This is a genomic window from Gaetbulibacter sp. NE (assembly GCF_025548475.1).
Taxonomy (GTDB): domain Bacteria; phylum Bacteroidota; class Bacteroidia; order Flavobacteriales; family Flavobacteriaceae; genus Gaetbulibacter_B; species Gaetbulibacter_B jejuensis.
The window spans coordinates 146360-160277 of the sequence record NZ_JAOQHY010000006.1; the positions used below are offsets into that span (position 1 = coordinate 146360).

Here is a 13918-nt window from a genome sequence, read left to right on the forward strand (position 1 = left end):
TTTTTAATATAATTTGTAAAAGATCTACCAACTAAACTAACCTTCTATGATCTTATCTTTTCATCATCGTGTTTTATGTATTTTTTTATGTTTTGCCTTTGGTATAATTGACTCTTCTGCACAACAAAATGACAGTTTAGCCTTTTTTAATTTAGAAAAAGGAAAAAATGCATTATTCTATGCAAAAAACGACAAAGCAATTACTCATTTAAAACTAGCACTAAAAACCTTTAAGGCTTCAAAAAAACACTTAAAAACAGCTGAATCTTATAATTTACTTTCTCGAGCATACATCTCTAAAAATAATATTGAAGAAGCTTTAGTAACTGCTACAAAGGCTCTAAAAATTAGTAGGCAAAATACCATTAAAAACAAATTGGAAGAAGTAATTGCTCTAAATAACATTGGAACTATTGAGCGCGTTAAGGGTAATTTTGACCAATCAAAAAAAGACCTCAAACTGGCTTTAAGCATTAGCCTAGAGTTTATAAAAGACAACAACTACAACCTCTCATACTGCTATTATAATTTAGCAAGAACATATCACAGAAGTGGTAATTATAAAGCCGCGATAGAGCATTTAAACTTAGCTTTAAATTCTTTACAAGATGAATCCTCTAAGGGTAAAGCTTTAAAAGCTAACATAAGTGAGACCTTTGGACAAATTAACTATGATCAAGGAGATTTTGAAGCAGCTTTTATAAATTTTAAAAACACTTATGAGTTTTCAAAAGAAGCATACCATGACGAAACTAATCACCCATACTTTATAGAAATATATAACCAATTAGGGCTTATTTATAATCAAAATAAAGAGTTTAATGAGGGTGAAAAGTATTTTCAAAAAGCTTTAAGCTTAAGTGTTTTACACTATGGATTAGACACACATCAAAGCCAATTGAGGATTCATTTCAATCTCGGTATGTCTTACTTAGACAGAGGTTTTAAAGAAGAGAGCTTATTTCACACTAAAAAAGCGCTTGAAATGGCTACTAAAATGTACGGAAAAGACCATTTTACACTTCACTTTCCATACAGTCAATTAGGAAGAATCTATGGTGATGAACGCGGTATTCCATATATTGAAAAAGCAATAACACTCCTCAACAAAGCTAATAATCAAAGAAGTAAAATAATAGCTTCGTTTTCATATGCTCACCTAGCTTCGATTTATTATGATATTGAAGACTATTCAAAAGCACTAGAGAACATTCAAGAATCTCTAAAAATTAGGATAAAATATTTTGGCAAAAATAACATCAACACTATTGAGTCTCTAAACAACATAGCAAAAGTTTATCTAAAACTCAATAATTACGAAAAAGCACTAGACTATAATAATGAAGCTATTAGAGCTAATTATTTAGGGAGTCTTAATCAACAAAACAAACCTGAGTTCTTTCAGTCAATTAGCTACTTAAACAATAAGCTACAACTCGACGCTACAAAGACCAAAGCTGACATATTACTAGAGTTATATCAAGTTTCTGATAATAAAGAGTACTTAATAGAGAGCAATAAATTTTATAAAAAGGCAGAGTCTTTAATTAATTGGCTACGCAACACTAAAAGAAACTACAATGACAAAATCAAATTTTCGAGCACAACAAAAACTATCTATGGAAAAATCATAGAAACTGGACTATTAATGCATAGTCTAGACGAAAATATTGTATCAAAAGATAGTATTTTCTATTACTCAGAAAAAAGCAGAGCTAATGTATTAAGAGAGCTTGCTAAAAACTCAAAAGTAAAAGAAGTTTCAAATGTGAATACTGAAATTATAACGTTAGAAAACCACTTAAACAATGAAATTTCTAAACTAACCTCTCAAATTATTAAAGAGATTTCTAATAAAGCTATCGATACTACAAAACTATACACCTTAGAAGGTAGATTGTTTGACATCAACAAAAGCAAAGACTCTCTAGAACATCAAATTGAAAAAGATTTTCCAAAATATTATGGTTTGAAATACGAAAAACCAATAGTAAGTATTTCAGAAATTCAAAGCCATTTAGATGAAGAAACAACGTTTATTGAGTTTTTTAAATCTCAAACACACATTACGGTTTACATAATTGCTAAAAGTACTATTAACATTAAAACCCTTGATGTTAAAAACTTAGATGAGACCATTCAAGTTTTTAATACTAATATCATAAATAAAGACGAAAATGCTTTTACAAAAACAGCATCAGATTTATATCAACAATTAATAAAACCTATCAAAGAAAACTTTAAAGGCAATAAATTAATTATAGTCCCAGATGAGTCTCTATGGTATTTGCAATTTGACCTTCTAATTAATTCTAACTATACCAGACCAAACCATAAGCCAAACTATTTACTCTACGACTATGCGATTAGTTATGCTAATTCAGCAAGCATGCTCTATGAAAGTAACTTAAAACATAGTTCTAAAGACATACTTAATGAATGTATGGCTTTTTCATATACCATTAATGATTCGATATTAAATAACAACGAGATTGATTTACCAGGTTCAAGAAAGGAAATCACGGAACTCTCTCATGTGTTTAAAGGCAAATACTTTTTTGATGACGATGCCAATGAGACAAATTTTAAAACCTATGTTAACAAATACAAATTAATTCACCTTGCATTACATGCTGAAATAGATAGCTTAAATCCCGAAATCATTAAAATACATTTTTCAGAATCTTTAAAAAACAACAAAGAAGATAACATACTTTATGGTCATGAATTATACACTGTTAATATTCCTGCTGACTTAGTTGTGTTAAGCGCTTGTAATACTGGAGTAGGCAAAATAAATAAAGGAGAAGGTATTTTAAGCTTAGGCAATGCTTTTCAGTATGCAGGAGCTAAAAGCCTAATGCTAAGTAGATGGAAAATATCAGATGAAACCACTCCAGAAATAATGAAGCTTTTTTATAAAAACTTAAAAAAAGGAATAACTAAAAGCAAAGCACTTCAGCAAGCTAAGATTGACTATTTAAATACTACAAATGTTTTCACTTCTCATCCATATTATTGGGGTAGCTTCTATATTTTAGGTGATACTAACACTGTGGAACTTAGTAGTACCTCTTCTAATATTTACTATTATATTGGTGGTTTTATCACTCTTTGCTTTGGAATTTTTATGTTTCGTAGAAAAAAAACAAAAAAAATCGGGTAACAAATTTGAAACTATTGAACAAGATTATACAATCAATTGTTTAATTAAATTCAAATTTTATGAAACTAAACTTTTACAAATTAACTCTCCTTATCTTTTTGTGTTTTAACATGATTAGTTTTGGGCAACAAGAAAATGCTAATTGGTATTTTGGAAATGGAGCTGGTCTTAATTTTAATGGTGCTGCTACTCCTATTTTCGATGGACAAACTACTAACCTTCATTATCAGTCAGCAACAGTAAGTGATGATGACGGCAACCTATTATTTTATACAGATGGCAGTACTGTGTGGAACGGTAACCACCAAGTTATTGGTTCTGGATTAAACGGAGGGTCAAGAACTGTTTCAATTGTACCAATGCCAGGGGATTGCAATAAATATTATGTATTTACAATATTAATTGATCATCCAACCATAGGAGATGACTATTTTTATTCAATTGTAGATATAGAGAACAATACTATTACTAACCTCAACACTAATTTAAATTTATTGCCAATTGCAGAAAAGGATGAAATCCGTAGAGAAAATCATATGACTGTAGCAACTCATGCCGATGGAGAATCATATTGGTTGATATTAAACCCTTTTGATGAATTGCTCTCTATATTAATAACCTCTAATGGTATTTCAAACACACCTGTAATAACACCAGAAGATCAATTTTCAGAATACCATTTTGGTTTTAAAGGTACATCTGGAATTAGTATTTCACCTAATATGCAACGTATAGCTTATGCCAAAATACTAATTGACAACGACCCTCCACCATATGGTTTTACAAGAGTAAATAGAGCATATGTATTTACTTTTGACAACTTAACAGGAACATTTACTTATGAAAAAGGAAATTCTAGTTATGTTAATCCTAGCAATCCAAACCCTAGTCCTTATGAACCTTTTCAAGCTTTTGAATTTTCGCAAAACAGTCAAGTACTATACTCAATACTTGCTGATGAAACTAATAACTCCTATAATATAGGACAAATGAACCTACAAACATCTTCACCTTACTTATCAGGAATTATATTAAATTCTTTTCAAGGTGGAAATGGTTTATCTAATTCACCTACCCTAGTACGTGGTATTGACAATAAAATTTATGTTCCTAAGAGCGGAACGAAATTAGATGTTATTAATTCTCCAAACACCCTTGGACTTGGTTGCAACTATCAATCAAACCAAATCGATTTAGGAAGAGTTACTAGAAAACTACCTCAACAGGTCCAAATTCAGAACAATACGAATAACTGTGACACAGACCCATGTGAAGGCACAAGTATTACTATAGAAAATAAAATCCCTAATTGTGAAAGTTTAGAGGAATTTTGGTATTTTAATTTAAACACTAAAATTATTACACCTGCAGGCTATGATTTAAACCAAGCAAATGCAGATTATTACAGTAACAATTTTAGTTTAGATATTATTGACTTAGATAATAACCAAATTTTCGCGACCCTTCCCACTTCTGCTATTGACAGTGGTCTATTTCAAAACGGAATACTCTATATTAACTATGTTATTGATTGGCAAATAATGGCTAACGCCAACAATAGTGGAAATTATGCTTTTCGAATTAATGCTAATTTAACAACTAGTAATGGAATTTGCGAATTAAGCTATACTGCTTATAAGCTTTCTTTTGATGCATGCGAAGCACCAAATCCATGTGATGAAAATCCAATACAGGTTTCTTCTGAAATACCTAAATGTGATGATTTAGATCTTATTAATGGTTTTAGCTTTGAAATATGTGGGACATATTGTTATGATGATGTAACTGGTCCTTACTTGTTTAATATGGAACTTGACATTATAGATATAGACAATAACAATCAAGTTATTTATAGTCTTCCAGGAAATCCATCTATTATCAATGGTAACTTTTGTTTCGAAATCTTAGATTCATATTTTATAAATGGTCTTGTAGGGAATTATAACTTTAGAATTACGACATCATATCAAGATTTCAATGGCAGTATGTATGAGGTTTTAAAAACTATTGAAGGCATATCATTTGAACCATGCCCAATTGAGTGTAATGAAATAAAAGAAGTTAAACTAGAAGAAGATGGACTTCTTTTAACATGGGATCCTGAGGAACAAGCTGAACAATACACCATACTTTTTACCGAAAACCCTAAGTGTGATATTGATTATGATCCTTCAGAGAATGGTGTTAATACTCATGTTACCTCTTACAACTATTTTGACCTGAAAAATTTGATTGGAAAATATAAAGAATGCCTATCTTTTAAAATCATATCAAATTGTGGCTCTGAAACACCATGGTGTACCCTTAAATGGGTTGATGATCATTTTGAATTTCTTAATGGAAGTTGTTCAGCATTATCAAGAAAATCTCAAGACAATATAAATGTTTTCCCTAATCCAGCTACCAATAAGCTATCTGTTTCAAGTGAAAACTCAAAGATAGCTGTAATTGAAATTTACAACATCCATGGAAAACCAATTCAAATTCATAACTCTGTAAATTCACTTTCACAGCAAATTGATGTAAACCGATTACCTAGAGGATATTACATAATGAAGGTTACACTAGAAAACGGAACATCTCAACATAAAAATATATTACTAAAATAATACAACCTTTAATATAGTTACTAAAAAAGCTGATTAGATAATCTAATCAGCTTTTTTTTATAGATGTTAAGACACACAAAGACTAATCTAAAACAAACCCTAAAGGTTGTCCTGTTGCACCATTAGGAAAACTAATACCTAAAAATGCCGAAATTGTTGGTGCAATATCTGGTATTACGGTTTTTTGAAATGTTTCTCCATGCTTAATTCCTTTTCCGAAGAATAATAAAGGCACATGTGTATCATAATTTAACCCACTACCATGAGTTGAACCTGTTTTACTGTATGAAATATGTGCTGGATTTGGCACTACCAAAATATCTCCAGAACGTCTTTGATTATACCCTTTTTGAAGTAATTGCTCTACTCCTGAGTCAAACGACATTGTACTCATTGTTTTAGATGAATACACTTTATATACATTTTCATAAGTAATTAACTCATCAACAATAGCTTCTTGTACATCATCTAAGTCTAAATCTAGAGTTTTTAGTTTTTCTCTATTTAAAAATATTTGGTCGTTGCTTACATTTTCAACTAAATCAGACGCTCCAAACGTAGCAGTCATAAACTCATTAAAATCAGCTTTAGTTTTTGAGTTATTTAAATACCCAGCAGGAATTTTAACCGATTGTAAATATGAAGGCACATCAACAGCTCCATGATCTGCTGTTAAAAACACAGTGTATTCTCCTTTACCAACTGTCGCATCTAAATGATTAAATAATCGCTCTAAGTCTTTATCTAGTCTAAGGTATGTATCTTGAACTTCTTTAGAATTCACACCAAAATTGTGCCCAACATAATCAGTACTTGAGTAGCTTAAAGCCAAAACATCAGTGATATTATCTTTACCCAATTGCTCTCCATCAATTGCAGCTAAAGCAAAATCTGTAGTAAGGTCGTTTCCATAAGCAGTTGCTTTAAGGATATCAAAACCTCCATTAGAGTCTTTTAAAGCAGCCAAATCATAAGGAAAAGTTGCTGTTTCCTTACCTTTAAACCCTCCTTCAAAATTGTTTAAATCGCTACCGCTTTCAACATAAGTATTGATATCGTATAAGGTATTCCAAACTTTAAAATAAGATTGCGCAACATTTGAATTATTAAAATCCTTAACCCATTGCGGAAGATCGTTCATGTAAAAAGTACTCGATATCCATTTTCCTTCATTTTTACCATGAAACCAATATGCTCCATTAGCAGTATGTCCTGCAGGTAAAATTGCTCCTCTATCTTTCATAGAAATACCAATGGTCTTTCCTCGCATTTGAGTAAACAATCTATTTTCATCAGCAAAACTGGTTGTTAACATGCGTTGTGGTGACATTTTGCCTGAAGAACTTATTGTCCCTACTGATTCTACCGAGTCATCTCCTGCACAGTACACCATTTGTTTAGCATCTTTATCATACCAATCATTAGCAATTATACCATGATATTTTGGTGTAGTTCCTGTATAAACCGATGCATGTCCTGGTCCTGTTTTTGTTGGGATATAGTTGAAATGGTTGTTCTTGCAGTTAAACCCTTCGTTTATCATTCGTTTAAATCCACCTTCTCTAAAACGGTTATAAAAACGTGTTAAATAGTCGTATCTCATTTGGTCAACTACAATACCTACAACCAATTTTGGTCTTGAAGTTAAATCATGCTCATACTGAGTTTCTATCTCTGTAATTTCATGTTGGGCTTTACATGATATGGTAATTGCCAATAATACTAATAGTGTTAAATGTCTTTTCATTGTTGTGATTTGTAAACGAAGCCCAAAAATACAGATTTTAAAACATCATAATTTAAAATTAAGGTTAAATACCTGTAAGTTTTTTTTACTTTAGCAGTAACAAATTATACTATGACGTACCTTCATAATATTGGTAAATATTTTTTGATGATTGCTGAAATGTTCCGCAAGCCTACGAAGTGGAGCGTAATGAAGCAGTTGATATTAAAAGACATTGACGATTTAGTTATTGGCTCTTTAGGCATTGTTGCATTTATAGCCTTTTTTGTTGGAGGCGTTGTTGCAATACAAACGTCATTAAACATCAACAACCCTTTAATACCAAAATACCTTGTTGGTTTTGCTACTCGACAATCGATAGTGCTAGAATTTGCTCCAACGTTTATCTCTATTATTATGGCTGGTAAAGTGGGTTCTTTTATTACCTCAAGCATAGGAACTATGCGAGTAACCGAGCAAATTGATGCTCTAGAAGTTATGGGAATTAACTCGTTAAACTATCTTGTTTTCCCTAAATTCATTTCGCTTATGCTTTATCCTTTTGTGATTTCCATTGCAATGTTTTTAGGCGTTCTTGGTGGTATGGCTGCATGTGTGTATGGTGGTTATGGTACTTTAGAAGATTACGTTATAGGTATTCAAACAGATTTTATTCCTTTCCATATTACATATGCGTTTATAAAGACAATAGTTTTTGCTTTTATTTTAGCAACCATACCTTCATTTTATGGATATTACATGAAAGGTGGCGCTCTTGAAGTAGGTAAAGCTAGTACAACCTCATTTGTTTGGACCAGTGTTGTAATTATTCTCTTAAACTTTTTACTAACCAGTTTGTTATTAGGCTAATGATAGAAGTTAAAAATTTACATAAATCGTTTGGAGAAGCTCATATTTTAAAAGGAATTACAACCTCTTTTGAAAAAGGCAAAACCAATCTTATTATTGGGCAAAGTGGTTCTGGTAAAACAGTTTTTTTAAAATGCTTGTTGGGTTTATTTGATTATGAAGAAGGCTCTATTGCTTACGAAGGAAAAATATTTAACAAGCTAAGTCCTGATGAAAAACGAAATTTAAGAGCCGAAATAGGCATGGTATTTCAAGGGAGTGCACTTTTTGATTCTATGACGATTGCCGAAAACGTAATGTTCCCATTACGTATGTTTACTAAACAAAGTAAAAGTGAAATGCAAGATCGTGTAGATTTTGTGCTTAAGCGTGTTAATCTTGACGATGCTCACAATAAAATGCCAAGTGAAGCTAGTGGTGGAATGCAAAAGCGTGTTGCCATTGCTCGAGCTATTGTAAACAATCCTAAGTATTTATTTTGTGATGAACCTAACTCTGGTTTAGATCCTAAAACTGCAATTGTTATTGACAACTTAATACAGGAAATTACTGACGAGTACAACATTACTACTGTAATCAATTCTCACGACATGAACTCAGTGATGGAAATAGGCGAAAAAATCGTATTTCTTAAAAACGGACTAAAAGAATGGGAAGGCTCTAAAGACACAATTTTTAAAACCGATAACGAAGCAGTAACAAACTTTGTATATTCTTCTGAATTATTTAAAAAAGTACGAAGAATGTACTTAGAAGAGAATAGCTAAAAAAACTATTCTCTCTTTACACTTATTTTTTCAGTTTTAAGAGTTTGCTTTAACCAAGCTAGCAACTCACCTTCTTTTACTAAAGCAATACTATCACTAACGTTAGTTTTCCATTTAATATTAGCAATTGTTACTGTATCTACTTTTATAAAGTCTTTAGACTCCAGTCTTTTTGAATATCCAAAATAGTCTAAATCAGAAAACTTAATTTTAGCATCTTTCGCTAAACTAGAAAATGCAATCGCATTTGAAGTGTTATTAGTTTCTAACTGACCATTTAACCCAGAAATGGTTTGTTGTAATTCTCTTATCTCTTGTTCTAGACCAGAAATAATCATGTCTTTTCTATCTAGTTCATTAATAGCTCTATCGTAAGCATCAGATAATTTATCAAAGCTTCTGTTTTTGTTTCCAAAGAACTCAAGTGTAAAATCACTAATGTTATTATATTGTTTCAACTCGTTTCTTAAGTCAGTTTCAGTAGCTTCAGAAATTTCACCATTAAAGTATAGTGTTATTTTTTTATCAGTATAATGAGGTATTCCTTTTTGATACCAAAGGTCGTTATTAGATTTTACCTCATTTTCAATAAAACTCTCATAATCTCCTTTTAACCTTGTCTCTGTAATAAAATCTATAAAACTTAATGTTGGCCAAATCATTACTACTACAGCAATTAACGACGCTAACTGAGCAATACGTTTTCTCTTTTTAGAGTTTGCATATCTAAGCATAGGAAAACGCAACACTTTTAATACTATAAAAGTGGCAAGAGCAATAAATATAGTATTAATGGTAAACAGGTTCATTGCTCCTAAGAAGAACTCCCAGTTATGCGCTAGTCCATAACCTGCTGTACATAAAGGAGGCATTAAAGCTGTTGCAATAGCAACACCAAAAATAACTGATGCTATAGTTCCTTTTTTAGTCCTAGCTATAATTAAAGCTGCTCCACCAAAAAAAGCGATTAACACATCTCTAATATCTGGTTTGGTACGTCCAAAAATCTCATTGGTTTGTATATCAGCAGTTGGAAAGAATTTAAAAAACAAAAAGGCTGTGAGTAAACTTAACACAATCATTATCGCTAAGTTTATCAATGATTTCTTAAGTGTATCAATATCATTGAGCGCAATAGACATACCAATACCTAAAATAGGACCCATTAATGGAGAAATTAACATGGCTCCAATAACAACTGCAGGAGAATCAGCATTTAGTCCTACTGAAGCTACCATTATTGAACACACTAAAATCCAAGCCGTAGCGCCTTTAAAAGGAATATCGGCTTTTATAGCAGCAATAGTTGCATCTCTATCTGTATCATCTCTAAAGTCTAGAAGCTCACTTAAAAAGTTAGATATACTAGCAAAAAGACCTTTTGCATCTTTTCTAACAGCTTCTTTTTTCTCTTCTACAGCTTTGTCTTTATCTTTTTGTATTTGCTCGTCTTCAGAGAAGTTAAATTTACTTTCGTTGCTCATATCTTTAAAATTCCAACCTTGTAATAATTTGATCTAAAATAATTACTTTATGAACAATTAACCATAGGTCTCTCCAAATTTTTCTTTCACATTTTGAAGTACCTTTTTGATGTCTTGTTCTTTTGCTTTAGGGAAGATAAGCAAAACTTCGTCTTTATCAACAATTATGTAATCTTTTAAACCGTCAACAACTACAATTTTATCTTTTTTACTTCTAATCATATTTCCCGAAGCATCTTCAGTCAAAGTTTTAGCATTCACAACTGCATTATTATCAGAATCTTTATCTAGTTTATCATAAAGACTTCCCCAAGTACCAAGGTCGTTCCAATCAAAAGTAGCTGGCAGCACAAACACATTTTCGCTTTTTTCCATTATGGCATAATCCACTGAAATATTCTCTGCCTTGGCATAACTTTCTTGAATAAAACCATCTTCCAAATCGGTATTATAAGCCTCAATTCCTGTTTCAAACAAACTATACAATTCTGGTTGATTGCTTTTAAAGGCTTTAATCACACTTTTTGCACTCCACATAAAAATACCTGCATTCCATAGGAAATTTCCTTGTGCAATGAATGATTTGGCAGTTTCATAATCTGGTTTTTCTCTAAACTGATTTACTGGTTTTATATCTTGATTAGACGATTTATCAAACTCAATATAACCATATCCTGTATTTGGAAAAGTAGGTTGAATACCTAAAGTCATTAAGGCATCGTTTTGTTCACAAAACTCAAAGGTTTGTTTTACATTTTGTGTAAATGCGTTTTCGTCTTCTATCCAATGGTCACTTGGTGCAACAATCATTACTGCATCAGGATTTTCCTTTTGAATTTTTAAAGACGCATATAAAATACAAGGTGCTGTATTTCGCATTGCAGGTTCTAAAACTACTTGTCGTTTTGTAACATCTGGCAACTGCTGAAACACTAAATCGTTGTAACGCTCATTAGTAAGAATAAAAATATTTTCTTTTGGAATAAGCTCAGACAATCTATTAAAAGTTTTTTGTATAAGTGTATCACCAGTACCTAACATATCATGAAATTGCTTTGGATACTCTTGAGTACTTACAGGCCAAAATCTGGAACCAACTCCACCTGCCATTAATATTGCATAATAATTCTTATTCATTGTTATTAGTTTAGTAATTCTACTTCTGCGTTTGGATTAAAAAGATATACTTTTCCTGATTTTACCTCAACACACTCAAAACGCTTTCTGCGCTTTTCTCCTTTTAAAAACATCCTGCCATTGTAAAGCTTAAATGTTTTACCCAAAGGTACTTCAAAAACAAATGTTTTATCATTAGGTTCGTCAAATTGCTTTAATGCTAAGGCCAATGGTGCATCTGTATCGCTAGATGCCTTTGGGTTTTTAAAGTGTTTTGCTAATAGAGGTAAAAGCTCATTTGGGAAAACGTTAGGGTTTAAAAACGGTAGCATCAATTTCTGAAAGGTGTGCTTCCACTCTACTCCATGAGGTTTTATAAAGCGTCCAAATTCTTTGTATGCTTCAAAATGTGCTATTTCATGAATAAGTGTAATTAAAAACCTAAACCTATTCAAATTAGAGTTTACAGTAATTTGATGTGCTCCATTTGGTAAACGTTTATAATCTCCATGTCTGGTTTTACGTTCATTTTTCACCTTTACAGTTAAATGGTCATGGTCTAAAAGCTCTAAAACTTTTGGAAGTGCACTTTCTGGAATATAATTTTGAAGTGTATTTTGCATCGCAACAAAAATAAAGGTTTTGTATTTAGTTTTTTAAAAAAATAAAGACATAAATTCGTCATTATCTGATAAAACCATTAATTTTCTTGTTCTGATTTAAAAGCTGCTTTTATATGAAAAAACAATTGACAAAGAACGACAGCGATCAACTACTTAAAATTCTCAAACTACGTTTTGAAAAAAATATGCACAGACATAATAGTATTGAATGGGACAGTGTACAAAAACGACTTGAAGAAAACCCTGAAAAACTATGGTCCATACAGCAAATGGAACAAACAGGTGGCGAACCTGATGTTGTAGATTTTGACTCCAAAACAAATGAATATTTGTTTTTTGACTGCTCAACTGAAAGCCCTAATGAACGTAGAAGCTATTGCTACGACTTTGAAGCTCAAGAATCTCGCAAGAAATTTAAACCAGAAAACAATGCCATTGATGTAGCCAAAGCAATGGGAATTGAGTTATTAACCGAAACACAATATAGAGCTTTACAAGAGTTAGGAAATTTTGACACCAAAACATCTAGTTGGATACAAACTCCTGAAAACATAAGAAAACTTGGAGGTGCTCTTTTTGCTGATTTTCGTTATGATACTGTTTTTGTTTATCACAATGGAGCACAATCTTATTATGCAGCAAGAGGATTTCGTGGTTGTTTAAAAGTATAGAAAAGTCCTCTAGGTATTTTCTAGAGGACCAACCTTTTTATTTTTTTATTCTTTTTTTAATCACAAAGAATAATAAACTACCTAAAATAATAAACGGCCAAATATGAATGATTCCTAACACAATGGTTTCTATAAAATTCCAACCAAAAACTAAGCCTTCTTTAGTTTTGCTCCAAAATGATTTTTTATAACTCGTTGGCTCTTCTTTGTAATCAACCGTTTCATATAAATCTATTTGTATGGTACTGTAAGCTACTTTGTTGGTTAAGTATTTAAGTCGTCCTTGTTCGCTTTCAATCTCTTCTTGTATCACACGAAGTTTTTCTTCAGTTGCTAAAATTTCTTCAACTGTTTTGGCTTTTTGTCGTAATATGGTTTCATACCTCTGTTTTACTTCTAGTTTAGTTTTTAATCTGGTTTCAATATCAATATATTCTTCAGTGACATCTTGTGTGGTAATATTCTCATACTCTACAAATTCAACAATTGCACTTATAGAGTCCATCATAGCATCAAAATGCTGCTGAGGCACTTTTACAGTAAACCTGTTTTCGATTCTGTATAAATCGTTTTGAAATCTTAAGTCGGAAATATAAGCGTCAAAGTTTAAAGCAATTTGCTTTATTTTCTTCGTTGCAGCCTTTACATGTTTTACCTTATATCTGGCATTTGCCGACTTAATAATTTTTAAGTTGTTGGGAATTGTATTTGTTGATGGTTCGGTTTTTGAAGTTACTGCCTCATACTCTTCTGACACAGCAGTATCTGCTACTGATACATTTTCTTTATAACTTTCATTTTGACATGCTGAAAGCAGCATAACAAATAAACTTATAGTTATAATTTTAAATACTGATTTTAATGGATTTGCGTTCATAATTTTATA

Annotated in this window: 10 protein-coding genes; 5 read left to right on the forward strand and 5 right to left on the reverse strand. The window is 31.5% G+C overall.

Translation table 11 applies throughout. The annotated features are described in order from the left end of the window. Positions 1–46 precede the first annotated feature (46 nt). Both OD803_RS09250 and OD803_RS09255 read left to right on the forward strand, forming a co-directional pair. Positions 47–3166, forward strand: coding sequence for a CHAT domain-containing protein (locus OD803_RS09250; protein WP_262733209.1), 3120 nt, complete (start codon positions 47–49; stop codon positions 3164–3166). A gap of 59 nt (positions 3167–3225) precedes the next feature. Continuing rightward, positions 3226–5775, forward strand: a complete 2550-nt coding sequence (locus OD803_RS09255) for a T9SS type A sorting domain-containing protein (protein WP_262733210.1) — start codon at positions 3226–3228, stop codon at positions 5773–5775. A gap of 82 nt (positions 5776–5857) precedes the next feature. On the opposite strand, the gene pafA is transcribed toward OD803_RS09255, so the two are convergent. Then, a complete protein-coding gene (gene pafA / locus OD803_RS09260; RefSeq protein ID WP_262733211.1) occupies positions 5858–7522 on the reverse strand; it encodes an alkaline phosphatase PafA in 1665 nt (554 codons plus the stop codon). Between the two features lie 111 nt (positions 7523–7633). On the opposite strand from pafA, the gene OD803_RS09265 reads away from it, so the two are divergent. Further along, positions 7634–8371 (forward strand): MlaE family ABC transporter permease, encoded by a 738-nt coding sequence (locus OD803_RS09265; RefSeq protein ID WP_129761479.1) that lies wholly within the window; start codon positions 7634–7636, stop codon positions 8369–8371. Continuing rightward, the gene (locus OD803_RS09270) at positions 8371–9138 is read left to right on the forward strand and encodes an ABC transporter ATP-binding protein (RefSeq protein WP_262733212.1); all 768 of its coding nucleotides are present in this window, start codon (positions 8371–8373) and stop codon (positions 9136–9138) included. The genes OD803_RS09265 and OD803_RS09270 overlap by 1 nt, the downstream gene beginning before the upstream one ends. Positions 9139–9143: 5 nt before the next feature. On the opposite strand, the gene OD803_RS09275 is transcribed toward OD803_RS09270, so the two are convergent. Genes OD803_RS09275 through OD803_RS09285 form a run of 3 tightly spaced genes read right to left on the reverse strand, consistent with a single transcriptional unit; the run spans position 9144 to position 12361 of the window. Continuing rightward, positions 9144–10622, reverse strand: a complete 1479-nt coding sequence (locus tag OD803_RS09275) for a DUF389 domain-containing protein (RefSeq protein ID WP_262733213.1) — start codon at positions 10620–10622, stop codon at positions 9144–9146. Positions 10623–10679: 57 nt separating this feature from the next. Beyond that, positions 10680–11759 (reverse strand): mannose-1-phosphate guanylyltransferase, encoded by a 1080-nt coding sequence (locus tag OD803_RS09280; RefSeq protein WP_262733214.1) that lies wholly within the window; start codon positions 11757–11759, stop codon positions 10680–10682. A 5-nt stretch (positions 11760–11764) separates the two neighbouring features. Next, the gene (locus OD803_RS09285) at positions 11765–12361 is read right to left on the reverse strand and encodes a SprT-like domain-containing protein (protein ID WP_262733215.1); all 597 of its coding nucleotides are present in this window, start codon (positions 12359–12361) and stop codon (positions 11765–11767) included. A gap of 113 nt (positions 12362–12474) precedes the next feature. Here OD803_RS09285 and OD803_RS09290 point away from each other — a divergent pair, with 113 nt between their 5' ends. Beyond that, a complete protein-coding gene (locus OD803_RS09290; protein ID WP_262733216.1) occupies positions 12475–13032 on the forward strand; it encodes a DUF4256 domain-containing protein in 558 nt (185 codons plus the stop codon). 37 nt (positions 13033–13069) lie between these two features. Here OD803_RS09290 and OD803_RS09295 read toward each other — a convergent pair whose 3' ends face one another. Next, positions 13070–13909, reverse strand: a complete 840-nt coding sequence (locus tag OD803_RS09295) for a DUF4349 domain-containing protein (RefSeq protein ID WP_262733217.1) — start codon at positions 13907–13909, stop codon at positions 13070–13072. Positions 13910–13918 lie beyond the last annotated feature (9 nt).

What these genes read in the sequence shown, in the direction of transcription:
- OD803_RS09255 (WP_262733210.1), top strand. Translation starts at nt 3,226, where the DNA reads ATGAAACTAAACTTTTACAAATTAACTCTCCTTATCTTTTTGTGTTTT.
- pafA (WP_262733211.1), bottom strand. Translation starts at nt 7,522, where the DNA reads ATGAAAAGACATTTAACACTATTAGTATTATTGGCAATTACCATATCA.
- OD803_RS09290 (WP_262733216.1), top strand. Translation starts at nt 12,475, where the DNA reads ATGAAAAAACAATTGACAAAGAACGACAGCGATCAACTACTTAAAATT.
- OD803_RS09270 (WP_262733212.1), top strand. Translation starts at nt 8,371, where the DNA reads ATGATAGAAGTTAAAAATTTACATAAATCGTTTGGAGAAGCTCATATT.
- OD803_RS09280 (WP_262733214.1), bottom strand. Translation starts at nt 11,759, where the DNA reads ATGAATAAGAATTATTATGCAATATTAATGGCAGGTGGAGTTGGTTCC.
- OD803_RS09275 (WP_262733213.1), bottom strand. Translation starts at nt 10,622, where the DNA reads ATGAGCAACGAAAGTAAATTTAACTTCTCTGAAGACGAGCAAATACAA.
- OD803_RS09295 (WP_262733217.1), bottom strand. Translation starts at nt 13,909, where the DNA reads ATGAACGCAAATCCATTAAAATCAGTATTTAAAATTATAACTATAAGT.
- OD803_RS09250 (WP_262733209.1), top strand. Translation starts at nt 47, where the DNA reads ATGATCTTATCTTTTCATCATCGTGTTTTATGTATTTTTTTATGTTTT.
- OD803_RS09285 (WP_262733215.1), bottom strand. Translation starts at nt 12,361, where the DNA reads ATGCAAAATACACTTCAAAATTATATTCCAGAAAGTGCACTTCCAAAA.
- OD803_RS09265 (WP_129761479.1), top strand. Translation starts at nt 7,634, where the DNA reads ATGACGTACCTTCATAATATTGGTAAATATTTTTTGATGATTGCTGAA.